General features: G+C 52.9%; 24 protein-coding genes. 15 read left to right on the top strand and 9 right to left on the bottom strand.

What is annotated here, in order from left to right:
- The first annotated feature begins 7 nt into the window (after nucleotides 1–7).
- Complete coding sequence (locus K5Y33_RS22410) at nucleotides 8–973, top strand: polysaccharide deacetylase family protein (RefSeq protein WP_137386774.1); 966 nt, start codon at nucleotides 8–10, stop codon at nucleotides 971–973.
- Here the strand turns inward: K5Y33_RS22410 and K5Y33_RS22405 are convergent.
- Complete coding sequence (locus K5Y33_RS22405) at nucleotides 954–1,985, bottom strand: glycosyltransferase family 9 protein (protein ID WP_222235136.1); 1,032 nt, start codon at nucleotides 1,983–1,985, stop codon at nucleotides 954–956. The two genes, K5Y33_RS22410 and K5Y33_RS22405, sit on opposite strands and share 20 nt — an antisense overlap.
- Nucleotides 1,986–2,149: 164 nt before the next feature.
- On the opposite strand from K5Y33_RS22405, the gene K5Y33_RS22400 reads away from it, so the two are divergent.
- The 6 genes from K5Y33_RS22400 (at nucleotide 2,150) to coaD (ending at nucleotide 8,037) form a co-directional block, all read left to right on the top strand.
- Nucleotides 2,150–3,139, top strand: a complete 990-nt coding sequence (locus K5Y33_RS22400) for a glycosyltransferase (RefSeq protein ID WP_222235135.1) — start codon at nucleotides 2,150–2,152, stop codon at nucleotides 3,137–3,139.
- 73 nt (nucleotides 3,140–3,212) lie between these two features.
- Entirely contained in the window at nucleotides 3,213–4,289 is a 1,077-nt protein-coding gene (gene rfaQ / locus K5Y33_RS22395; RefSeq protein WP_101760682.1) for a putative lipopolysaccharide heptosyltransferase III, read from the top strand.
- Nucleotides 4,282–5,415, top strand: a complete 1,134-nt coding sequence (locus tag K5Y33_RS22390; protein ID WP_222235134.1) for a glycosyltransferase family 4 protein — start codon at nucleotides 4,282–4,284, stop codon at nucleotides 5,413–5,415. The genes rfaQ and K5Y33_RS22390 overlap by 8 nt, the downstream gene beginning before the upstream one ends.
- Before the next feature lie 85 nt (nucleotides 5,416–5,500).
- The gene (waaA, locus tag K5Y33_RS22385) at nucleotides 5,501–6,775 is read left to right on the top strand and encodes a lipid IV(A) 3-deoxy-D-manno-octulosonic acid transferase (RefSeq protein WP_101760684.1); all 1,275 of its coding nucleotides are present in this window, start codon (nucleotides 5,501–5,503) and stop codon (nucleotides 6,773–6,775) included.
- A gap of 3 nt (nucleotides 6,776–6,778) precedes the next feature.
- Nucleotides 6,779–7,555 (top strand): glycosyltransferase family 2 protein, encoded by a 777-nt coding sequence (locus K5Y33_RS22380; protein ID WP_222235133.1) that lies wholly within the window; start codon nucleotides 6,779–6,781, stop codon nucleotides 7,553–7,555.
- Entirely contained in the window at nucleotides 7,552–8,037 is a 486-nt protein-coding gene (gene coaD / locus K5Y33_RS22375; protein WP_222235132.1) for a pantetheine-phosphate adenylyltransferase, read from the top strand. The genes K5Y33_RS22380 and coaD overlap by 4 nt, the downstream gene beginning before the upstream one ends.
- Before the next feature lies 1 nt (nucleotide 8,038).
- On the opposite strand, the gene mutM is transcribed toward coaD, so the two are convergent.
- The 4 genes from mutM to radC form a co-directional block, all read right to left on the bottom strand.
- Nucleotides 8,039–8,848 (bottom strand): bifunctional DNA-formamidopyrimidine glycosylase/DNA-(apurinic or apyrimidinic site) lyase, encoded by an 810-nt coding sequence (gene mutM, locus K5Y33_RS22370; protein ID WP_101760687.1) that lies wholly within the window; start codon nucleotides 8,846–8,848, stop codon nucleotides 8,039–8,041.
- Between the two features lie 69 nt (nucleotides 8,849–8,917).
- A complete protein-coding gene (gene rpmG / locus K5Y33_RS22365) occupies nucleotides 8,918–9,085 on the bottom strand; it encodes a 50S ribosomal protein L33 (protein WP_001051798.1) in 168 nt (55 codons plus the stop codon).
- An 11-nt stretch (nucleotides 9,086–9,096) separates the two neighbouring features.
- Entirely contained in the window at nucleotides 9,097–9,333 is a 237-nt protein-coding gene (gene rpmB, locus K5Y33_RS22360; RefSeq protein WP_007885297.1) for a 50S ribosomal protein L28, read from the bottom strand.
- 243 nt (nucleotides 9,334–9,576) lie between these two features.
- On the bottom strand, nucleotides 9,577–10,233 hold the full coding sequence (gene radC / locus K5Y33_RS22355) for a DNA repair protein RadC (protein ID WP_101760688.1): 657 nt from the start codon (nucleotides 10,231–10,233) through the stop codon (nucleotides 9,577–9,579).
- A 185-nt stretch (nucleotides 10,234–10,418) separates the two neighbouring features.
- On the opposite strand from radC, the gene coaBC reads away from it, so the two are divergent.
- The 3 genes from coaBC (at nucleotide 10,419) to slmA (ending at nucleotide 12,788) form a co-directional block, all read left to right on the top strand.
- Nucleotides 10,419–11,639, top strand: coding sequence for a bifunctional phosphopantothenoylcysteine decarboxylase/phosphopantothenate--cysteine ligase CoaBC (coaBC, locus tag K5Y33_RS22350; protein ID WP_110868215.1), 1,221 nt, complete (start codon nucleotides 10,419–10,421; stop codon nucleotides 11,637–11,639).
- Entirely contained in the window at nucleotides 11,617–12,075 is a 459-nt protein-coding gene (gene dut / locus K5Y33_RS22345) for a dUTP diphosphatase (RefSeq protein ID WP_167391166.1), read from the top strand. Before coaBC ends, dut begins: the two co-directional genes overlap by 23 nt.
- Nucleotides 12,076–12,191: 116 nt before the next feature.
- The gene (slmA, locus tag K5Y33_RS22340; RefSeq protein WP_137386782.1) at nucleotides 12,192–12,788 is read left to right on the top strand and encodes a nucleoid occlusion factor SlmA; all 597 of its coding nucleotides are present in this window, start codon (nucleotides 12,192–12,194) and stop codon (nucleotides 12,786–12,788) included.
- Nucleotides 12,789–12,829: 41 nt separating this feature from the next.
- Here the strand turns inward: slmA and pyrE are convergent, their stop codons facing one another.
- Nucleotides 12,830–13,471 carry an orotate phosphoribosyltransferase gene (pyrE, locus tag K5Y33_RS22335; RefSeq protein WP_008109749.1) on the bottom strand — a complete coding sequence of 214 codons (642 nt, stop codon included), beginning with the start codon at nucleotides 13,469–13,471 and terminating at the stop codon, nucleotides 12,830–12,832.
- A 49-nt stretch (nucleotides 13,472–13,520) separates the two neighbouring features.
- A complete protein-coding gene (gene rph / locus K5Y33_RS22330) occupies nucleotides 13,521–14,237 on the bottom strand; it encodes a ribonuclease PH (protein WP_101760691.1) in 717 nt (238 codons plus the stop codon).
- Nucleotides 14,238–14,381: 144 nt separating this feature from the next.
- Between rph and K5Y33_RS22325 the strand changes: the two genes are divergently transcribed.
- Nucleotides 14,382–15,566: a NupC/NupG family nucleoside CNT transporter gene (locus tag K5Y33_RS22325; RefSeq protein WP_222235157.1), complete on the top strand. Its 1,185-nt coding sequence runs from the start codon at nucleotides 14,382–14,384 to the stop codon at nucleotides 15,564–15,566.
- A gap of 31 nt (nucleotides 15,567–15,597) precedes the next feature.
- On the opposite strand, the gene K5Y33_RS22320 is transcribed toward K5Y33_RS22325, so the two are convergent.
- A complete protein-coding gene (locus K5Y33_RS22320) occupies nucleotides 15,598–16,041 on the bottom strand; it encodes a DUF3574 domain-containing protein (protein ID WP_222235131.1) in 444 nt (147 codons plus the stop codon).
- Nucleotides 16,042–16,197: 156 nt separating this feature from the next.
- Between K5Y33_RS22320 and K5Y33_RS22315 the strand changes: the two genes are divergently transcribed.
- Nucleotides 16,198–17,061, top strand: coding sequence for a YicC/YloC family endoribonuclease (locus tag K5Y33_RS22315; protein ID WP_222235130.1), 864 nt, complete (start codon nucleotides 16,198–16,200; stop codon nucleotides 17,059–17,061).
- A 60-nt stretch (nucleotides 17,062–17,121) separates the two neighbouring features.
- On the opposite strand, the gene K5Y33_RS22310 is transcribed toward K5Y33_RS22315, so the two are convergent.
- Nucleotides 17,122–18,051, bottom strand: coding sequence for a haloacid dehalogenase-like hydrolase (locus tag K5Y33_RS22310; RefSeq protein ID WP_222235129.1), 930 nt, complete (start codon nucleotides 18,049–18,051; stop codon nucleotides 17,122–17,124).
- 479 nt (nucleotides 18,052–18,530) lie between these two features.
- On the opposite strand from K5Y33_RS22310, the gene K5Y33_RS22305 reads away from it, so the two are divergent.
- The 3 genes from K5Y33_RS22305 (at nucleotide 18,531) to K5Y33_RS22295 (ending at nucleotide 22,469) form a co-directional block, all read left to right on the top strand.
- Complete coding sequence (locus tag K5Y33_RS22305) at nucleotides 18,531–19,058, top strand: fimbrial protein (RefSeq protein WP_101760694.1); 528 nt, start codon at nucleotides 18,531–18,533, stop codon at nucleotides 19,056–19,058.
- 72 nt (nucleotides 19,059–19,130) lie between these two features.
- The gene (locus K5Y33_RS22300) at nucleotides 19,131–21,647 is read left to right on the top strand and encodes a fimbria/pilus outer membrane usher protein (protein ID WP_222235128.1); all 2,517 of its coding nucleotides are present in this window, start codon (nucleotides 19,131–19,133) and stop codon (nucleotides 21,645–21,647) included.
- A gap of 72 nt (nucleotides 21,648–21,719) precedes the next feature.
- The gene (locus K5Y33_RS22295) at nucleotides 21,720–22,469 is read left to right on the top strand and encodes a fimbria/pilus periplasmic chaperone (RefSeq protein WP_222235127.1); all 750 of its coding nucleotides are present in this window, start codon (nucleotides 21,720–21,722) and stop codon (nucleotides 22,467–22,469) included.
- The last annotated feature ends 5 nt before the right edge of the window (nucleotides 22,470–22,474 follow it).

Genomic DNA, 22,474 nt, shown 5'->3' with positions numbered 1-22,474 from the left:
GGCAAACATGACCCGGCATGCTTTCCTTATTACCATAGACACCGAAGGCGACAACCTTTGGCGCAATCATCGCTCCATCACCACTGAAAATACCGGCTATTTGCCACGCTTTCAGGCTTTATGTGAGCGCTATGGTTTTAAACCTACCTGGCTAACCAACTATGAAATGGCAACGGATCCTGCTTTTGTCGAATTCGGCAAAGATGTGATTGCACGCAAGCAGGGCGAAATTGGCATGCATCTTCACGCCTGGAACAGCCCACCGGAAGCGCCACTCACCGATGATGACTGGCGCTGGCAACCTTTTCTGATTGAATATCCCGATGCAGTACTGCGGGATAAAGTTGCCTATATGACTGATCTGCTGGAGGAGAAGTTCCAGACAAAAATGCTCAGCCATCGTGCCGGACGCTGGGCTTTTGATGAGCGCTATGCGGCGATCTTAACTGAACTGGGCTATAAGGTAGACTGCTCCGTCACACCGCGCGTTAACTGGGCCTTCACCCGTGGTGCGCCGCAGGGGAAAGGCGGCACGAACTACACTCATTTCCCGCATAAACCTTATTTTATCGATCCTGACGACATCTCACGCAGCGGTCACTCCTCGCTGCTCGAAATCCCCATGAGCATTCAATACAAGTATTCACCGCTGATGAATACGGTCAAACAGGGTCTGTACCGCTTACGCGGCAAACAAAAGAGTCCTGCCGTTTATTGGTTACGTCCATCAGGCGGGAATCTGGCTGACATGAAACGCGTGGTTGAAATGTCGCTGGCCGAAGGCCAGGATTACGCCGAGTTTATGCTGCACAGCTCAGAATTTATGCCTGACGGCAGTCCAACGTTCAAAAACCAACAGGATATCGAGCGACTGTACGAAGATTTAGAAGCGTTGTTTAGCTGGTTAGCCCCCCGCTTCGTCGGACAGACACTGTCGGAGTATCACGACAACTTCAAACTGCAACAGGCTTAACGCTGAGTTGCTGCCATGCTTCCCATACTGCTTCTGGCGAGACATCCTGACATTCGCCCGAAGCGGTCTGCATGATCCGGTATTCCCCTGACCACGGATGCCACTGGCTGGCATTGGTATCACCAAAAAACACCACCTGCTTTTTGTGCAGCCCGGCGGCAAGATGCATCTGCCCGCCATCGCTACACAGAATCTGCTCACAGCGATCAAAACCCGCCACCAGTTCGCGCACAGATGCGGTGGGATAGCGCGCCACCCGCGGCGAATTGACCAACTGCATCAGCTCATCGGTGCGTGCTGCATCGCCTTTATCATTGAGATCGAGCGTTCCCTGCGGCGACCAGAATACCAGCACGCGCGCCTGCTCATCTTCCAGCAGCTTATTGATAAAAGCCGCATAGGATTCCACCGGCCAGCGGCGCTTTGGGCTGCGACTACTGATGTGCACGCCATAAACCTTGCCCAATGAGGGGAACAAAGCGCTGATGCGTTTGCCAGCTGCTTCACGTTCGCTGGTGGAGAGATAGAGATTCACAGCGGGTATAGCAGGCGGCGTGCTGGTTAGCGCAGAGAGATAAGAGTAGGTGTGTTCAACCTGATGCTCGCCGTGGAAATCACTTTTCTGGAACGGATGATCAAGCTGTGCGTCATTCTGAGCCGCGCCAATCACATTCCCTGCACCGGCCATTTTCGCCAATCGCAGACTGTATTTACACGGCACAGGATTCGCCAGAATGGTCGCATCAAAGCGCGTTTTACGCAGCGCCAGCATGACCTTTATTCGCTGCCAATAGACACCTAGCGTGGTTTCGTTTTTAGCGCGGTGCTTGGCTTTCTTGTAAACATACAGGCGATCAACATGCGGATTATGGCTCACCACATCCTCAGCAACTTTGTTTACCAACAAGGTCAGTTTTGCCTCGGGAAAGGCCCGTTTTAACCCTTCCAGTAGCGGGGTGGTACACACCATGTCGCCAATGTTATCGCGCCTAATCACGAGAATATTTTTCATGCTGATGCCCAGATTGAGGAGCGTTGTCTCGCTTATCCACTAAGACAAACTCAAAAAAATGCGGAAAACCAGGGAACAAAAGGCTTTTGACCATTAATGTGCAAAAAGTTCTGAATTCCCTACTAATAATTGATGTAATAAATTTGTAAATTATTAGATGAACAATGTCGCAAACTATCCCTTTGCTCTCGGTCATCACGCCCCTGTTCAACGCTGGTGTGATGTTTGAGACGTTTATGAATTCGCTACTGGCTCAAACTCTCACCTCACTGGAAATTATCATTGTCGATGATGGTTCCACTGACGGTTCGGGCGAACGTGCTGATACTTATGCGCAGCAGCATCCCCATGTTCGCGTTATCCATCAGACCAATGGCGGCGTATCGCGCGCGCGTAATGCGGGCTTAGCGGTGGCGCGCGGTAAGTACGTTTCGTTTCCGGATGCTGACGACACCATGGATGCCGCGATGTATCAAACGCTGGTTGAGATGGCGGAGCGCGACAATCTGGATGCCGCACAGTGCAACGCGGAATGGTTTTTCAAAGCCAGCCAGCAAGTAAAACCGCTGATTCCGCTCGATCGCCTCACCAGCACCGAGGTACTGAGCGGCCCTGAGTGGCTTAATAAGGCGCTGCAAACGCATCGCTACATGCATGTGGTTTGGCTGGGCATTTACCGCCGAGAGTTGATCGAACAGCTTAAACTCTACTTTGAACCCGGCCTGCATCATCAGGACATTCCATGGACCACCGAGTTCATGCTCAACGCGCAACGTGTGCGTTACACCGATAAAGTGTTGTACTGCTACTACATGCATGATGCTTCCATCAGCAACCGTAAGCGCACCGGCCAGCGTAATGTGGAATATCAGCGTCACTACCTGAGAATCGCGCAGTTGCTGGAAGAGCTCAATGCACGCTACCGTCATAAGGTAAAAATCTACCCGGCGTTTCACTACCAGATTACGCATGAGGCGCTCAGCGTCTGCCACTGTATCCGACGCGAACCCGAAGAGAGCGCACGTCAGGCGATGATTGCCGATTTGTTCGCTACGCAAACTCACCGGCGCATGCTGCGTAACGCGCGCGGTATAAAGCAATGGTATCAACTGCTGCTATGGCTAAGCCGGATTTACCGCTGGCGCAAGAAATAAGCGCCGCGTCCGGCTTTCACGCCTTTGGGGTTTGCCTTACAATCAGCTGACTGAATTCTGAGATCATTTGAGTATGGCAAGCCCGATTCCAGACCAATTTGCACCGAAAAATATTCTGCTGATCAAGCTGCGTCATCACGGCGACATGCTGCTGACCACGCCCGCGATAAACGCGCTGCGCCAACGCTATCCTCAGGCGAACATCGACGTTCTGCTCTACAAAGAAACCCGTCCAATGCTGGAGGCGCACCCGGCCATTCGCCAGTTGCACATCATCGATCGCAACTGGAAGAAGGAAGGCGGCTGGCAGAAATTCCGGCATGAAATGGCCCTGCTTTCCGCGGTGCGCGCGTGCCATTATGACCTGGTGATTAACCTCGCCGATCAGTGGCGCAGCGCCATCATTACCGGATTCTCTGGCGCGCCGGTGCGTATCGGTTTTGCCTTCCGCAAACGTGATAACGCCTTATGGCGCTGGATGCACAACCATCTGGTCAGCACGGAAGATCATCATCAGCTGCATACGGTTGAACAGAATATGGCCGCGCTCAAGCCGCTGGGCATCGGCGGCGCCGGCGCAAAAGCCTCGATGCATTTCAGCACAGCCGATCAACAAATAGTGCAGGATGTACTGGCTCATCATGCGGTGAAAATGCCGTTTGTTGTGCTGCAACCCACTTCTCGCTGGCTGTTCAAATGCTGGGAAGATGAAAAAGTCGCACAGCTAATTGATGCGCTCGCTGCCGAAGGCCGCACCGTGGTACTGACGGCGGCGCCGGACCAGAAAGAAATGGCAATGATCGCCAATATTCAGTCGCTGTGTCGCAGCCACAATGTGGTGTCGCTGGCGGGAGAATTATCCTTGCCGCAGCTGGCGGCGCTGATTGATGCGGCACAGCTGTTTATCGGCGTAGATTCTGCGCCGATGCACATGGCCGCCGCGCTGGAAACGCCGTGTCTTGCGCTGTTTGGACCCACCAAGCTGCAACACTGGCGTCCGTGGGGCGATCACAATCGCGTGATCTGGGCCGGTGATTATGGCCCGCTCCCCTCGCCAGACGACATCGATACCAACACGCAACAGCGCTATCTTTCTGCCATTCCCGTTGAGGATGTGGTGGCTGCCGCCCGGAGTTTTTTGCATGAGTAAGTTACGCCTGGCGATTGTCCGGCAGAAATACCGCCCAGACGGCGGCGCCGAACGCTTTATCTCGCGCGCGCTGGAAGCGCTGGACGGTGAGCAGCTCGATCTCAATATCATCACTCGCAGCTGGCAGGGCACGCCGAATCCGGCCTGGCATCTGCACATCTGCAATCCAGCGAAATTCGGTCGCATCTCGCGCGAGCGCGGTTTTGCGCGTGCCGCGCGTGCATGTTGGGAACGCGAAAAGTTCGACATTGTGCAGAGCCACGAACGCATCGCCGGTTGCGATATCTTTCGCGCCGGTGATGGCGTGCATCGCGTCTGGCTAGAGCAGCGCGCGCGCATCGTGTCGCCGTGGCAGCGCTTAAGCGCCCGCCTCAGTCCTTATCATCGTTATGTGTTACAGGCAGAAGCCGACATGTTCAACGCGCCATCGTTGAAAGCGGTGATCTGTAATTCAGAGATGGTGAAGCAGGATATTTTGCGTCACTTCTCTCTTGATGCCAGCAAGATCCATGTGATTCACAACGCCATTGATAGCCAACGCTTCCAGCCAGCTAGCGAAGCGCTGCGTCATGCGGCACGTCAGCAGCTCAAACTGCCGCAGGATGCCACGGTGATGATTTACGTGGGTTCGGGTTTTGAGCGTAAAGGCTTAAAAGCGGCGATTGAAGCGGTGGCGAAAAGCGATCGATATCTGGTGGTGGTCGGCCAGGATAAGCAGCTGTCGCGCTATCAGCAGCTGGCAAACCAGCTCAATTGCCTCGATCGCTTACGCTTCGTCGGCGTGCAGCAGGACGTGCAACCGTTCTACCATGCAGCCGATGCGCTGCTGCTGCCCACGCTTTATGATCCCTTCCCAAATGTGGTGCTGGAAGCGATGGCTTGCGGCCTGGCGGTGATCACCAGCACCGGCTGCGGCGGCGCGGAGTTTATCACCGCGGGTCAGGAAGGTTTTGTCTGCGATGCATTAGATATCAACGCGTTAAATGAAGCCGTACTGGCAACACCGGCGCTTTCACACAATTCTGCCATGGGCGAAGCCGCACGTCGCAGAATTGAACCTTATGGTCCGCAGCGGCTGGCGCAAGCGCTGACCTCGCTGTATCAGCAAGTGCTGCAGACCAGCTGACGAAGTGGTATGAGCAGGCGGTTAATTTCTGATAACATGCCGCCTTTCATCTGTTTTTTGACGCGATTCTGTCGTAACGGTAACTATGACGACTCTATACACAGCCTTGCTCTACCTGATTCAGCCACTAATCTGGTTGCGCCTGTGGCTGCGCGGTCGAAAAGCACCGGCCTATCGTAAACGCTGGGCAGAACGCTACGGCTATTGCAGCGGAAAAGTGCTGCCACATGGCATTGTGCTGCACTCGGTTTCCGTCGGCGAAACGCTGGCGGCAGTGCCGCTGGTGCGCGCGCTGCGCCACCGCTATCCAACGCTGCCGATTACCGTCACCACCATGACGCCAACCGGCTCCGAACGTGCGCAGTCCGCGTTTGGCAAGGATGTGCACCACGTTTACCTGCCCTACGATCTGCCTGGTTCGATTAACCGTTTCCTCGATACCGTCGATCCGCGACTGGTGATCATCATGGAAACCGAGCTGTGGCCAAACATTATCCGTATTCTGCATCAGCGCAAGATTCCGCTGGTAATTGCCAACGCGCGCCTATCTGAGCGCTCGGCCAAAGGCTACAAGAAACTCGGCGGCTTTATGCGCGACCTGCTGCAGCGCATCACGCTGATTGCCGCGCAAAACGCCGAAGATGGCGACCGTTTCCTCAGCCTTGGCCTGAAACGTTCGCATCTCACCGTTACCGGCAGCCTCAAGTTTGATATCTCCGTAACGCCAGAGCTGGCGGCAAAAGCGGTCACGCTGCGTCGTCAGTGGGCGTCGCGTCGTCCGGTGTGGATCGCCACCAGCACTCACGAAGGCGAAGAGGCAATTGTGCTCGATGCGCATCGACGTCTACTGCAGCAGTTCCCCGATCTGCTGCTGATTTTGGTGCCGCGCCATCCGGAACGTTTCAAAGATGCCTGCGACCTGACACAAAAACGCGGCTTCAGCTTTATCCTGCGTAGCAGCGGCGAAATTCCATCAAGCTCCACGCAGGTGGTGATTGGCGACACCATGGGCGAGCTGATGATGCTGTACGGCATCGCCGACCTCGCCTTTGTTGGCGGCAGCCTGGTTGAGCGCGGCGGCCACAATCCGCTGGAGCCGGCAGCGCATGCCATTCCGGTGCTGATGGGCCCGCACATCTGGAACTTCAAAGATATCTGCGCCAAGCTGCAGCAGGCCGAAGGGCTGATTACCGTTACTGACGTGGTATCGCTGCAGAAAGAAGTCGCTAACCTGCTGCAGGATGACGATTATCGCCGCTATTACGGCCGTCATGCTGTGGAAGTGCTGCATCAAAATCAGGGCGCATTACAGCGTCTGCTACAGTTACTCGAACCTCACTTACCGCCGCGAGCTCACTAATTCATGTCGCAACGCCAACGTCTCTCCGTAGTGATGATCGCCAAAAACGAAGCTGAACTGCTGCCGGAGGCGCTGGCTTCTGTCAGTTGGGCAGATGAGATTGTGGTGCTCGATTCCGGCAGCAGCGACAACACGATACAGGTCGCTCGCGAACAGGGCGCGCAGGTTTTCCAGGCGGAAGGCTGGCAGGGATTTGGCAAGCAGCGCCAGCGCGCGCAGGCCCATGCGCAAGGCGAGATGATTTTGATGATCGATGCCGACGAGCGCGTTACACCCGAATTGCGTCGCGCTATCGAGCAGGTTCTCGCACAGCCCGCCTCGGACAACGTTTACAGCCTCGGTCGCAGCAACCTGTTTCTCGGCCGCTTTATGCGCCACAGCGGCTGGTATCCCGATCGCGTTATGCGCCTCTATCCGCGCAAGTTCAATTACAACGACAATCTGGTGCATGAATCACTGGAGACGCAGGGTGCGCCGGTAGTGAAGCTGGCGGGCGATCTGCAACATCTCACCTGTCGTGACCTGATGGCGTTTCAGCGTAAGCAGATGAACTATGCCGAAGCCTGGGCAAATGAGCGTTTCCAGCGCGGCAAACGCTGCGGCTTGTTCTCGATCTTTAGCCACACGCTCGGCGCATTCGTTAAAACCCTGCTGCTGCGTGCGGGTTTTCTCGATGGTAAACAGGGCTGGATTCTGGCGGTGGTTAATGCGCAGTACACTTTCAACAAATACTCGGCGCTCTGGGCGCTGCATCACACCTCAACACAAGGTCGCGTATGAGTACGAAAGCGATTTATCCCGGCACCTTTGATCCCTTCACGTTGGGTCATCTGGATATTGTTACGCGTGCAGCGAAGATGTTTGACCGCATCGTCGTGGCGATTGCCGCCAGCCCGAGTAAAAGGCCGCTGTTTAGTCTCGATGAGCGCGTGGATATGGCGCGTCAGGTGACGGCACATCTGCCGAATGTCGAGGTGATCGGGTTTAGCGACCTGATGGCGAACTTTGCTCAGGCGCAGAATGCCAATGTGCTGGTGCGTGGATTGCGTGCGGTTTCGGATTTCGAATATGAGCTGCAGCTGGCGCAGATGAATCGTCATCTGTTGCCCACGCTGGAGAGCGTATTTCTGATGCCGTCAGAGGGTTTCTCGTTCGTCTCTTCTTCGCTGGTCAAAGAAGTCGCGCGCCATGCCGGTGACGTGCAGGCATTTCTGCCTGCCGTTGTGCATAAGGCGTTACTGGCGCGACTGGCACAGCCTTAACTCAGTGCTGGCAGCGTGGACACCAGAAGGTGCTGCGCTGACCATGTTTGCCGCTGACAATCGGCGTACCGCACGCACGGCAAGGTTCGCCGGCGCGGCCATAAACCTGCAACTGCTGCGCGAAGTAGCCGGGTTTACCGTCCGTTTGCAGGAAATCACGCAGTGTGGTGCCGCCCTGCTCAATCGAGCGTAACAACACCGCTTTGATGGTGTTAACCAGCAGCTCGGCCTCTTCCTGACTCAAACTCATTGCCGAACGATCGGGCAAGATCCCGGCAGTAAACAGCGATTCGCTGGCGTAGATGTTTCCGACGCCTACCACCACTTTGTTATCCATCAGCCACTGTTTAATCACGGTGCGTTTGCCGCGTGACTTTTCAAACAGATAGGCACCATCAAATTCGCTGCTGAGCGGTTCCGGACCGAGATGGGCCAGCACGCTGCTGCCTGCGAGGTCATTGCTCCACAGCCAGGCGCCAAAGCGACGTGGATCGGTGTAGCGCAACACTTTGCCGTTGCTCATCACTAAATCAACATGGTCATGTTTGGCGGCCGGTTGTTCGCCGGGTAGCACGCGCAGACTGCCGGACATGCCGAGGTGAATGATGATCCAGCCATGCGGCAGTTCAAGCAGCAAATACTTAGCGCGACGCTGCACGCTCAATACGGGTTGGTCGCTCAGCGCGTGGATTTCATGCGAGACCGGCCAGCGCAAACGTGGATTGCGCACCACCGCATGCAGAATCGTGGCTCCCACCATGTGGGGTTCGATACCGCGACGACTGGTTTCTACCTCAGGTAATTCAGGCATCTCATCTCCTCAACGAATCGCAGAAACAAAAAACCCGGCCGAAGCCGGGTTTTTCACAGAACACTAAAATTACTTAATTTTAGCTTCTTTGTAGATCACGTGCTGACGTACAACCGGATCGAACTTTTTCAGTTCTAATTTCTCTGGTTTAGTACGTTTGTTCTTCGTGGTGGTATAGAAGTGACCTGTACCAGCAGAGGAAACCAGCTTGATCTTCTCACGAATACCTTTAGCCATGATTCAGTTCCTTAGTACTTCTCACCACGGGCGCGGATTTCGGTCAGAACCGTATCGATGCCCTTTTTATCAATAACACGCATACCTTTAGCAGATACACGCAGAGTAACGAAGCGCTTTTCGCTCTCAACCCAGAAACGGTGAGAGTGCAGGTTCGGCAGGAAACGGCGTTTCGTCGCGTTCATTGCGTGGGAACGGTTGTTACCCGTTACCGGACGCTTTCCAGTTACCTGGCAGACTCGTGACATTTCTATTCTCCAAAAATCAAATCAGCTCGAGCTTTAAAAACTAGGTTTTGGCCGCCTCGTCAGGCCTTAGCCCGCCCAGGCGAGTTCCATGTGAACCCGCTAAGCTGGCCCAAACGCCAAACCCGAGATTCTCAAAGGTGGCGTAGTATACGCCGCTCAGCCCGAGTGCTCAAGTCCCGAACAGATAAAGATCCCTCTGGATCGCGCAAAAATGCCCTATTTCTGTTCAGTTGAATCGATGAATTACAACCAACCGCGCTCGGCGAAAGAGGTAAACTCGCCGTGACCGATCACCAAATGATCAAGTAAACGGATATTGAGCAGCGCGCACGCTTGCCCGACTTTTCCGGTAATATCGCGGTCGGCGCGACTGGGTTCAGCGATTCCCGACGGATGATTGTGCGCCAGAATCACCGCCGCCGCGTTAAGTTTCAGCGCTTCGCGCACGATTTCGCGCGGGTGAACCTCCACGCTGGCAATCGAGCCGGAAAACATCTTCTGCGCCTGCAACACGCGGTGCTGATTATCGAGGAACAGCGCCATAAACACTTCGCGCTCCTGATGCGCCAGCACGCTTTGCAGGTAATGGCGCGTCACCTGCGGATTCTCCATCACGTTTTCCCGCGCCAGCTGGCTGGCAAAAAATCGCCTTCCCAGCTCGGCGATGGCATACAGCTGCGTCATTTTGGCACTACCCACGCCTTTAATCTGCCCGAGTTCCTCTTTGCTGGCCGTCATAATGCGATAGAGCGAACCAAACTCGTTCAACATCTGATGCGCCAACAGCAGCACGCTGGTGCCGCTGATGCCGGTACGCAAAAAAATCGCCAGCAGCTCAGCATCACTCAACACTTCAGCGCCCATTAACATCAGTTTTTCCCGTGGTGCCAGTTCCGTCATGACCATCTCCTCCCTGCAATGCGGCGATTCTGCGCGTCAGCCACCGTCAGCGCCAGCACGCGCTGAACGATTTCAGAGCCAGCTCGCAAAGGCCGCAGGCAGTGAAAAGGCGCACTGTGGATTTTGTGATAAAGTTGCCTGCATCTGCCGCCCCTGACGCGGCAATTTGCTTTGAGGCGAACAACATGACGGGATTAGCTGGAAAGAAAATTCTGCTGGGCGTGAGCGGCGGCATTGCTGCATACAAAGCGCCGGAGCTGGTGCGTCGGCTGCGCGATCGCGGTGCTGATGTGCGCGTAATGATGACCGAAGCGGCCAGGGCCTTTATTACTCCGCTGAGCCTGCAGGCGGTTTCCGGTTATCCGGTATTTGATGATTTGCTCGACCCGGCAGCCGAAGCGGCGATGGGCCATATTGAACTGGCGAAATGGGCCGATTTAATTGTGCTGGCGCCGGCTACCGCCGATCTGATTGCCCGCGTCACTGCCGGCATGGCGAATGATTTGGTCACTACCGCGAGCCTGGCAAGCGCAGCGCCGGTTGCCATCGTCCCGGCCATGAATCAGCAGATGTACCGCGCGCCGATCACGCAAGATAACCTGCAGCGTCTGCAGCAGCGCGGCATGCTGATCTGGGGCCCCGACAGCGGCAGCCAGGCGTGCGGCGATGTGGGTCCCGGCCGCATGCTCGATCCGCTGGCGATTGTGGCGCACGCGCTTGAATGGGCTGCGCCCGTCAACGATCTGCAACATCTCAGCATTATGATCACCGCCGGTCCAACCCGCGAAGCGCTGGATCCGGTGCGTTATATCAGCAATCACAGCTCGGGCAAGATGGGCTTTGCGATTGCTGCGGCTGCGGCCAAACGCGGTGCGAAGGTGACATTAGTTACCGGCCCGGTGGCGCTGCCAACGCCAGTTGGCGTGCAACGCGTGGACGTCGACAGCGCGCTGGAGATGGAAGCGGCGGTGATGGCGCAAATCCAGCAACAACATATTTTCATTGCCAGCGCAGCCGTGGCAGACTACCGGGCGGCTAACATTGCCGCAGAGAAAATCAAAAAGCAGGGTGGCGACGACAGCGTCACGCTGCAGTTGGTGAAGAACCCCGATATTGTCGCGGGCGTCGCGGCGCTGCAGGAAAATCGCCCTTATGTTGTGGGATTTGCTGCCGAAACCCAGAATGTGGAAGAATACGCGCGGCAAAAACGGGTGCGAAAAAACCTGGATCTGATTTGTGCGAACGATGTGGCGCAGGCGGGTCAGGGCTTCAATAGCGACACCAATGCTCTTCACCTTTTTTGGCAGGAAGGAGAAAAAGTCTTACCGCTCAGTGATAAGACGCTCCTTGGCCAACAATTAATAGACGAGATTGTCAGCCGTTATGATGAAAAAAATCGACGTTAAAATTCTTGATGCACGCGTGGGCAACGAATTCCCGCTGCCGACTTATGCAACCTCTGGTTCCGCAGGCCTCGATTTACGCGCCTGCCTGGATGATGCGCTGGAAATCACACCAGGCATGACCACGCTGGTTCCCACCGGTTTGGCGATTCACATTGCCGATCCTGCTCTTGCCGCCGTGATTCTGCCGCGCTCCGGTCTTGGCCATAAACATGGCATCGTGCTGGGTAATCTGGTTGGTTTAATCGACTCCGATTATCAGGGCCAACTGATGGTTTCCGTGTGGAACCGCGGCCAGGACAGCTTCACGCTGCAGCCAGGCGACCGTTTAGCACAGCTGGTCTTCGTGCCGGTCGTGCAGGCCGAATTTAACCTGGTGGAAGATTTTGACACCAGCGACCGCGGCGCAGGCGGCTTCGGTCACTCAGGCCGCCAGTAATACGCGACACTTTTCGCTTAGCCATCTTTTTATTTCTTGTCGCCACAGGCCGCTATGTCTGTGGCAGATGAGGCAGTATTGCCTGTTTTTGGTGAATTTCAGGGGTGTTGAAGGTCATGGCAGAAAAAAAAGTCGCGAAACGGAATCGTCGCGAAGAGATTTTGCAGGCGCTGGCGCAAATGCTGGAGTCGGGCGATGGCAGTCAGCGCATCACCACCGCGAAGCTGGCCGCTAATGTCGGCGTGTCGGAAGCGGCGCTTTATCGCCACTTTCCCAGCAAAACGCGCATGTTTGACAGCCTGATCGAGTTTATTGAAGACAGTCTGATTACCCGCATCAATCTGATCCTGAAAGATGAAAAAGAGACGCTGACGCGCCTGCGTTTAATCGTGCAGCTGATTCTGGGATTTGGTGAGCGTAATCCGGGGCTGACGCGTATTTTGACCGGCCACGCGCTGATGTTTGAACAGGATCGCCTGCAAGGGCGTATTAATCAGCTGTTTGAGCGTATTGAAGTGCAGCTGCGTCAGGTGATGCGCGAGAAGAAAATGCGTGATGGTGAAGGTTTCCAGAACGACGAAACGCTGCTGGCGAGTCAGTTACTGGCGTTTTGTGAAGGGCTGTTGTCGCGCTATGTGCGCTCCGAATTCCGCTTTCGTCCGACCGTGGATTTCGAGAGCCGCTGGCCGCTGATGGCTGCACAGTTGGTTTAAAAGACCAGGTCGGCATAAATGCCGACCTCATTACCGAATAATTAAATCCCGTACTCTTTACGATACGCGCGCACTTTCGCCAGATGGTCAGCCATCTCCGGCTTCTCTTCCAGGTAATCAATCAGCTCAGCCAGGGTAATAATCGCCGTGACTTTGCACTTATAGTCACGTTCCACTTCCTGAATCGCCGAAATATCGCTGCGACCGCGTTCCTGACGATCCAGCGAAATCAACACGCCCGCCAATGTCGCGTTATGCGCACTGATGATATCCATTGATTCACGAATCGCGGTACCGGCGGTGATCACATCATCCACCAGCATCACTTTGCCTTGCAGCGGGCTGCCCACCAGCAAACCGCCTTCGCCGTGATCTTTGGCTTCTTTGCGGTTGAAGCAGTAAGGCACGTCACGTTCATGATGATCGGCCAGCGCCACCGCGGTAGTGGTGGCAATTGGGATGCCTTTGTACGCCGGGCCAAACAGCAGATCGAAATCAACGCCGCCATCAACGAGCGCCTGCGCGTAGAAACGGCCTAACAGCGCCAAATCGCGACCGGTATTAAACAGACCGGCATTGAAGAAATAGGGGCTTTTACGTCCCGATTTCAGGGTGAACTCACCAAACTTCAGCACCCCTTTGTTCAGGGCGAATTCAATAAACTGACGCTGCCAGGCTTTCATTTCTCACTCCTCAAATAAAGAAAAGGCGACTCTATGGTCGCCTGTTACATCAATTAGTTAGCGCCGCTTTCTGCGCCTGAATCAACTGCTCAATGCCGCCTCGCGCCAGCGCCAGCAGCTGCAGTAACTCGTCGTGGCTGAAGGGCTCACCTTCTGCGGTGCCCTGCACTTCAATCATGCGGCCGTCTTCGGTCATCACCACGTTCATGTCAGTTTCTGCGGCGGAATCTTCCACATACTCCAGATCGCACAGCGCTTCACCGCCGACGATGCCCACAGAAATCGCCGCCACCATGCCTTTCAGCGGGCTGGCTTTCAGCTTGCCAGCCGCAACCAGCGCATTCAGTGCATCGGCCAGCGCCACGCAGGCGCCGGTAATAGATGCAGTACGCGTACCGCCATCGGCCTGAATCACGTCGCAATCCAGCGTGATGGTGAATTCACCTAGCGCTTGCAAATCCACTGCTGCGCGCAGTGAACGGGCGATCAGACGTTGAATCTCCAGCGTACGTCCGCCCTGTTTGCCTTTGGCGGCTTCACGCGCCATGCGGCTGTGGGTCGAACGCGGCAGCATGCCGTATTCAGCGGTGATCCAGCCTTGACCTTTGCCTTTGAGGAAACGCGGCACGCTCTCTTCGACGGTTGCGGTGCACAGCACTTTGGTTTCGCCGAATTCAACGAGCACAGAGCCTTCTGCATGTTTGGTGTAGTGACGAGTGAGTGTGACGGGACGTGTTTCAGATGCACTACGGCCTGCTGGACGCATGGTTTCTCTCCGGCTTGCTTAGGTTTGGCTGCGCATTATACGGACTTCAGCTGCGGCTGTCCCGCCCGCGATCGCCACAATCCTGGATGAAATTCTGTGGTGGCTGTGGCTAAATGCGCGTTTCCTCCCTTAAAAAGATAAATGATGATCGCGATACTCCATTTCCTGCTGGCGCTGGTGGTGATTTTTGCCCTTGCGCTGTTGGTCAGCCACGACCGCAAACGCATTCGTCCCCGCTTTATTATTCAGCTGCTGGTTGTCGAAGCCGCGCTGGGCTGGTTCTTCCTGCACTCAGCGGGCGGACAATCGGTGGTCACTGCGGTGGGCGGCTTCTTTGAAACCTTATTAACCTACGCCGCGCAAGGAACCAAATTTGTCTTCGGCAATATGGCGGATCAGGGATTAGCCTTTATTTTCCTCGGCGTGCTCTGTCCGATTGTGTTTATTTCCGCACTGATCGGCATTTTGCAGCACTGGCGCATTCTGCCGCTGCTGATTCGCGCCGTAGGCACTCTGTTGTCAAAAGTGAATGGCATGGGCAAGCTGGAGTCGTTTAACGCCGTCAGCACCTTGATTCTCGGCCAGTCGGAAAACTTCATTGCCTATAAAGGCATTCTCGCTGATATTTCCGCGCCACGCATGTACACCATGGCGGCGACGGCGATGTCGACGGTTTCGCTGTCGATTGTTGGCGCGTATATGTCGATGATTGATGCCAAATATGTGGTTGCGGCGCTGCTGCTTAATATGTTCAGCACCTTTATTATCCTGTCGATCATCAATCCAACCCGCCCGGAAAACGAAGAGCAGATTGCGCTGGATAAGCTGCATGAAGATCAGAGCTTCTTTGAGATGCTGGGCGAATACATTCTCGCCGGCTTTAAAGTGGCGATGATCATCATGGCGATGCTGATTGGCTTTATTGCGCTGATTGCAGCAATCAATGCGCTGTTTTCTGCGGTATTTGGCTACAGCTTCCAGCAGCTGCTTGGCTACGTTTTCTATCCGTTTGCATGGCTGGTTGGCATTCCCTCCGCCGATGCTTTGCAGGCGGCGAGTATTATGGCCACCAAACTGGTAGCGAATGAATTTGTTGCGATGATCGAGCTGAAGAAAGTGGCGGCTGAAATGACGCCACGCGGACTGGGGATTCTGTCAGTGTTCCTGGTTTCGTTCGCTAACTTCGCCTCAATCGGCATCGTTGCCGGTGCGATTAAAGGCCTGAACGAGAAACAGGGCAATGTGGTTTCCCGTTTTGGCTGGAAGCTGGTGTATGGCTCCACGCTGGTGAGCTTGCTCTCGGCCGCGTTCGCCGGGCTGTTTATCTGATAACGCATGGCGGCTGCATGGCCGCCATTTTTTAAAACGCCACGCACACCAGTGAATCAACCCGCATCACCGATTCCTGCTCGAAGCGCTGTTTATACACATCACGAAGTTTGTTGATGTTGTCAGAACTCGCCACATCCGGAGTGTGAATCAGCATCAACGCTTTGCTGTTTTCCCGCGCCAGCTTACCGTTATCGCCCAGCCACTGACCTTTGGCGTCATATACCGATAAACCGTCTTTGAAACGCGGCGTCACATCGTTATCGACAAACTGCTGCCATTCGCTGCTGCTGACGATGCCACCTTTCGGTTTATTCATGCCAAACCACAATGTAGTTTGCATCATCACGTCACCAGAACCGCATACCGCAACTGGCGCGGTGTTGGGCGGGATCTGATGCATTTTCGTCGACGGGGCCTGACAGCCAGCGAGCAGTAAGGTTAATAAAGCAGGAAGAGCCAGAGAGCGGAACATCACTTCATCCTTTTAAGCGAACCAGCGCTAAGCATAAGTGTCTGTCGGTAAAAGAGGTAATTTTTTGTTATTCACGCTTAAGTGCGCTTATGCCTGTTAGCGTCGAGGCTGCCTCGCTATACTTCACCCAACATTTCTGAAAAAGAGAAGACGATTATGATCCGCAGTATGACCGCTTACGCCCGCCGCGAAGCCAAAGGCCACTGGGGCAGCGCCGCCTGGGAAATCCGTTCGGTTAACCAGCGCTATCTGGAAACCTATATCCGTCTGCCGGAGCAATTTCGTGGCCTGGAGCCGGTCATCCGCGAGCGCATCCGCAATCGCCTGACGCGCGGTAAAATCGAATGCAACCTGCGTTATGATGCCGATGCCAGCGCGCAAGGCGAACTGCAGCTGAATGAATCACTGGCCAAACAGCTGGTGCAGGCCGCCAACTGGGTGAAGATGCAGAGTGATGAAGGCGCAATTAATCCGCTGGATATTCTGCGCTGGCCGGGCGTGATGTCTGCGCAAGAGCAGGATCTCGATGCCATCAACGCCGAACTGCTGGTGGCGCTGGATGGCGCGTTAGATGACTTTATCGAAGCGCGTGAAAGCGAAGGCACCGCGCTGAAAGCGATGATTGAACAGCGTCTGGAAGGCGTATCGCACGAAGTCAGCAAAGTGCGCGCGCAGATGCCAGAAGTGATTAAATGGCAGCGCGAACGTCTGGTCACCAAGCTGGAAGAAGCCGAAGTGCAGCTGGAAAACAATCGCCTGGAGCAAGAGCTGGTGATGATGGCGCAGCGCACCGATGTGTCGGAAGAGCTGGATCGCCTGGATGCTCACGTTAAAGAAACCTACAACATCCTGAAAAAGAAAGAAGCCGTTGGCCGCCGCCTCGACTTTATGATGCAGGAGTTGAACCGCGAGTCGAACACGCTGGCTTCAAAATCAATTAATGCCGAGATCACGACATCAGCGATTGAGCTGAAAGTGTTGATTGAACAGATGCGTGAGCAGATTCAGAATATTGAGTGATCACGCCCTCCATTAATAACGTCAAGTCCGTCATCCTACGGGCTTGACGGTTAATGTGGGTTAACGATTTATTGAGCGTGCCATGCGCGTGTAAGTATGTCGGATACCGCGAATGGCAATGCTGTAAGCCATGATATTTTCAGGCAATGCCATCCCGATGTAACCGGTGTCACCAATATGATGAAGATCTGCGCCCGCCATCTTACTCATTAACGCGATTTGACGAATGGTATTCACATCTGCCCCCTCTTGCGATGTCCCGATCGCGGTCATCGCCAAAGCGCCATGCGAATGAATACATTCAATGAGTGAGGCAACTTTCTGCTGACTCATACCCGGTAGTGTGCCGGGTGCAGGCACCAACACCACATCAACCCCTTGCTGCACGAACTCAGCAATATCTTGCTCGGTGAGGATGTCGCTGCCACTCTCCTGAACAATGCCAGCACCATGCATCTTACCGGTGATAATGAGTGCGCTGTTACCAACCGCATCGCGGATCATTTTCGCCGCTTTAGCCAGCGCACGATTGCTTACACCGTTATTAGGATTGCCCGTGAGAACCAAAATTTTGGCTCCCATTTGCACCAAACGGCAGGCGTTCTCCGCTGTTGCTGCGCGCCCTGGCACCATTTGTAATTCATCAAGATGCGTGGCATTAAAATCAGGATCTACCGCTTCAAGATTGACCCCAATAATACGCCCGGTCAGCCGGCATAATTCATGTAAAGTTTGTTCCGGCGCAATGTTTGCGGGCATGCCATGAATAACAGGGTTTTCACTGTCGAACATGTTGATCAATACAATATCAGCCCCCTGAGAGGCCGCCAATTCGGCGTTAGTAATATTATGCAGCAAGGGTGAAGTCATGCCGATAGTTTCGCTGACTACCACCCGTCCTTCGCTGGCACGCACAGCATATATCAACGCATCTTTATCCATCGGCAGCAGCTCGGAAGCTGAGCAATCCAGCAAACGTTTATGTGTCATAGAATTTATTCTCTTTGGTAAGCATCAGGTTAAGATCGGGAAATTATGCATAAAATAACAGTTAGGGATCCAAAAGATATCCGCCCTGATCAACTCTTTGTAAATATCCCCTGTACCAGGTAGCGAAAGCTATACATGAAAAAAATGTTCATCATCAGGCAACGCCTTATTTCATTTTAAATAAGACATTTTCATTTCCGTGTATAAGAAATGTCTCTAATTTTGAAATTTCCTCCTTAATATCTCTAGCACAAAACTTATTAATGCCCTAAGGATGAAAAGAAAAAGACCCTGTTTTTCTGAATATTACTCGTGATCGTAATATTTTACTTTTCCTATTAATTTTTTCGAGAAACCTGTCGCCCTTCAATTCGTGCACATGCAATGGATCGTTTAAGGAAAGCGAATTTTATGCTCATCACTATCGCGGTTCTTTTCCTTTGCGCCTTCAAACACCCATATAGGAACAGGTAAATATTATGAGATTTAACAAGATGTCAGTCGCACTCGGCTTGGGATTGATGATGACCGCCAGCCTGGCTAACGCTGTAAATAGCCAGGGTGCAGGTACTGTCACCATTAAGGGCTCAATTATTGATGCACCTTGTTCAATCAACCCAGGCTCGCAGGATCAAACCATTGATCTGGGTCAGGTATCGAAAAAGCAGTTGGCAGCGGGTGGTAAATCAACACCGGTACCCTTCAACATCAAACTGGAGAATTGCGATTTCACCGCAGGTAAAGATGTGAGTGTGACCTTTACCGGCCAGGCCTCTGCTGCCGTACCGACCCTGATTGGCATGACCGGTACCGCTAGCGGTGCCAGCATTGGCCTGACAGATGGCTCAGGCCAGCTAATTAAATTGGGTCAGCCATCAACCATGACTCTGCAGAATGGTAGCAACACTTTGTCGTTCTCTGCATATTTGCAGGGTGATGGTGCCTCTGCAACCATCACACCGGGGGTATTTCAAAGCACCGTCGACTTTAGCCTGGATTATCAGTAATCGTTTTCCACGCTAATTAGAGACATGCGTAATCTGCGCATCTCTTGTTTATTTCAACAGGGTGTTAGTAGTATGTCAGTCCATACCAGGAACTCATTTCCTTTTCAAAATAACTGGCGCTTACGCCCGTTAGTAATTGCTTTATCATTGGCTTTTTTTAGCAGTGCATTAGCAGAGGAAGTTGAGTTTAATCTGGACAACATGGATATTTCCGACCGGGAAAACATTGATATGAGTCAATTTTCCCGGGCAGGATATATGATGCCTGGTCAATATGACATGGCAATCAAAATTAATGACAATGAATCACCCACCGAGGAGGTTACTTTTTTACCGTCTGAACATGATGAAAACGAAACTGTCGCCTGCTTAACACCAAAAATGATGGCAGGCTTCGGTTTAAAGAAGTCATGGTTAGATAAAGTTACCTACTGGAATAATGAAAAATGTGCCCGGCTTGATATCATGCCGGGTATCATTTTGCGTCCTGATCTCGCGTCATCAACGCTCTACATGAGTGTTCCTCAGGCATATATTGAATATCAAACGGCTAACTGGGATCCCCCTTCACGCTGGGACGAAGGGATTGCTGGATTTATTGCGGATTATAACACCAATTTTAATTACTCCTCCCCGGCACAAGGCAGTGAATCACGCGAATTAAGCGGTAATGGCGTGGTAGGTGTCAACGCCGGTCCCTGGCGTATGCGTGCGTTCTGGAATGGTACTCATTACACTGCCAATAACACTAAAACCTCTACTTTTAACTGGAATCAATATCAGGCATTTAGGGCAATCAAACCTTGGGGCGCAAAATTAATTATTGGTCAAAATGACCTCGCCAGTGATGTGTTTGAAAATGCACGCTATGTTGGCGCCAGCCTTATTAGTGATGATAGCCAGTTACCCCCCAATTTGCGTGGATACGCACCGGAGGTCCGTGGCGTGGCGAAGACCAATGCAAAAGTCACCATTAGTCACGCTGGACGTGTGTTATATGAAAGCCAGGTGGCTCCCGGTCCTTTTATTATTCAGGACTTGAGCGACTCTATTACTGGCACGCTGGATGTCAAAGTTGAAGAGCAAGATGGCAGCGTTCAGACCTTTCAAGTCGAAACCGCATCTGTTCCCTATCTTAGTCGTCCTGGACAGGTTCGCTTTAAGGCGGCGGTAGGGCAAACGACAGACGATAGATTTCATCTGCAGAATGAAAGGTTAATGGCAGGGGAATTCTCATGGGGTATTAGTAACGGTTGGTCGCTGCTCGGGGGTGGATTATCCTCTGGAAAATATCATGCCGCGTCGTTGGGTGCAGGGCGTGACCTCTTATCGTTTGGGGCCCTGGCACTCACCGCAACCCAATCTTATGCAAAGCTGCCTAATAACCAAACGCGCTCTGGCGGCTCCTATAGCCTGAGTTATTCTAAACGCTTCGAAAACTATGACACGCAGGTTACCTTCGCAGGTTATCGCTTTACGGAGAAGAGCTATCTTAGTCTAAATCAATATCTTGAGGCGAGCCGTAAGCATTTGGTTATTCGTAATAATGCAGCGAATAAGCAGACCTATACCGTTTCACTTAATAAACAATTCCGTACACTCGGCGTCAGCGCATTTTTAAATTATAACTATCAGACTTACTGGAATCGTCAGGCGACCAGCCGCTGGAATATGTCGTTTGCGCGTTATTTCGATGTGGGAAATTTTAAAAACGTCAGTTTCAATCTCTCCGCCTATCGCGCACAAAATTCAGGTATACAAGATGGCGGAGTGTTCTTAAGCCTGAACGTGCCTTTCGGGACCTCATCGGGCTTGAATATCAATGCACAAAATTCAGATGCCGGCCAAATCAATAGCCTGAGTTGGTATAACCGCATGGATGAACGCAACAGTTATCGCTTAGGCGCCAATGTCGATCGCCAACAACGAAGCGCTTATAGTGGCTACTACACCCATACCGGCGATAACACGCTAACGAACTATAGTGCCAGTTATAAACCCGGTCAGTATCGCTCCGCAGCCCTGTCCATGCAGGGAGGATTAACGGCCACAGCACATGGAGCAGCATTACATCGCACCATAATACCTGGAGGCACGCGTCTGATGCTGGATACTGAAGGTATTAGCGATGTGCCCATTAAGTCTTCCGGTGCGGCCACTCATAGCAACAAATTCGGAAAAGCGGTACTGGCGGATGTCAGTAGCTATATACGTAATCAGGCACATCTGGATATCAACCAACTCAACGATGACATTGAAGCGGAGTCGCCCGTTTTGCAATTAACCTTAACCGAAGGCGCCATTGGCTATCGTCGCTTTCGATTAATTAAAGGTCAAAAGCTAATGGCGGTTATTCGCCTAAGTGATGGCAGTTATCCGCCGTTTGGCGCGAGCGTATTAAGTAAAGGGCGTGAGACCGGCATTGTTGATGAGATGGGCAGCGTCTGGCTTAGTGGTGTAAACCCTGAAATGCTGATGGATGTCCGCTGGAACGGCAATATTCAATGCCAAATTACCTTCCCAAAAGTATTACCCATTGATGAGAGTGGAGAAACAAACCTGCTGCTTCCGTGTACAGAAAAAGAATAATTTTTGCGCATTAAAGTTTGTTGAGTATCTGTCGCTCTATTACCCCAGACATATAGAGTGAGTATTAATTTTATGAACCTGAAGGCTTCTCTCGCTACCGTGGCGATGCTGTTTGGCGCTATGATTTTTTCACAAAGCACGCTGGCTGCTGTTGCATTGGATCGCACCCGCGTCATTTATGACGGCGCTGAACGCTCAATCAGTTTGAATATCAGCAATGAAAATAAAGCGCGTCCGTATCTGGCGCAAAGCTGGCTGGAAGATGAGCAAGGAAAAAAAATAAAGTCGCCGCTTATGGCGCTCCCTCCAGTTCAGCGTATTGAGCCGGGTCATAAAAGCGCGATTAAAATCCAATCTTTACCTGCCGCAAAATCATTGCCTCAGGATCGTGAATCTTTGTTTTACTTTAATTTGCGCGAGATTCCGCCACGCAGTGAAAAACAAAACGTATTACAAATTGCGTTACAGACCCGCATCAAACTCTTTTATCGCCCAGAAAAATTAATGATCGATCCACGGGCTTCGATCAAACCCGTACAAAATCAACTCACGTTGAAAAAAAACGGTGATCAATACACGGTGATAAATCCTACCGGATATTATGTCACGCTGATTACTGCAGCCAGTCATGTTGATGGTAAAGAAGAAAGTGATTTTAATCCGATCATGATTCCGCCACAGAGCAGTGCCGCTATTAACGTAAAAGCCAGTAAGTTAGGTTCGCATCCGGTATTAAGCTATATCGACGATTTCGGCGGTCGGCCAAAATTGACATTCAGTTGCAAAGCCAATGTGTGCCGTGTCACTGATAGCCGCGAATAAGCATG

This window comes from Pantoea sp. DY-17, assembly GCF_019795975.1.
Lineage (GTDB): Bacteria > Pseudomonadota > Gammaproteobacteria > Enterobacterales > Enterobacteriaceae > Pantoea > Pantoea leporis.
This window is presented reverse-complemented; position numbering and strand designations above follow the sequence as displayed.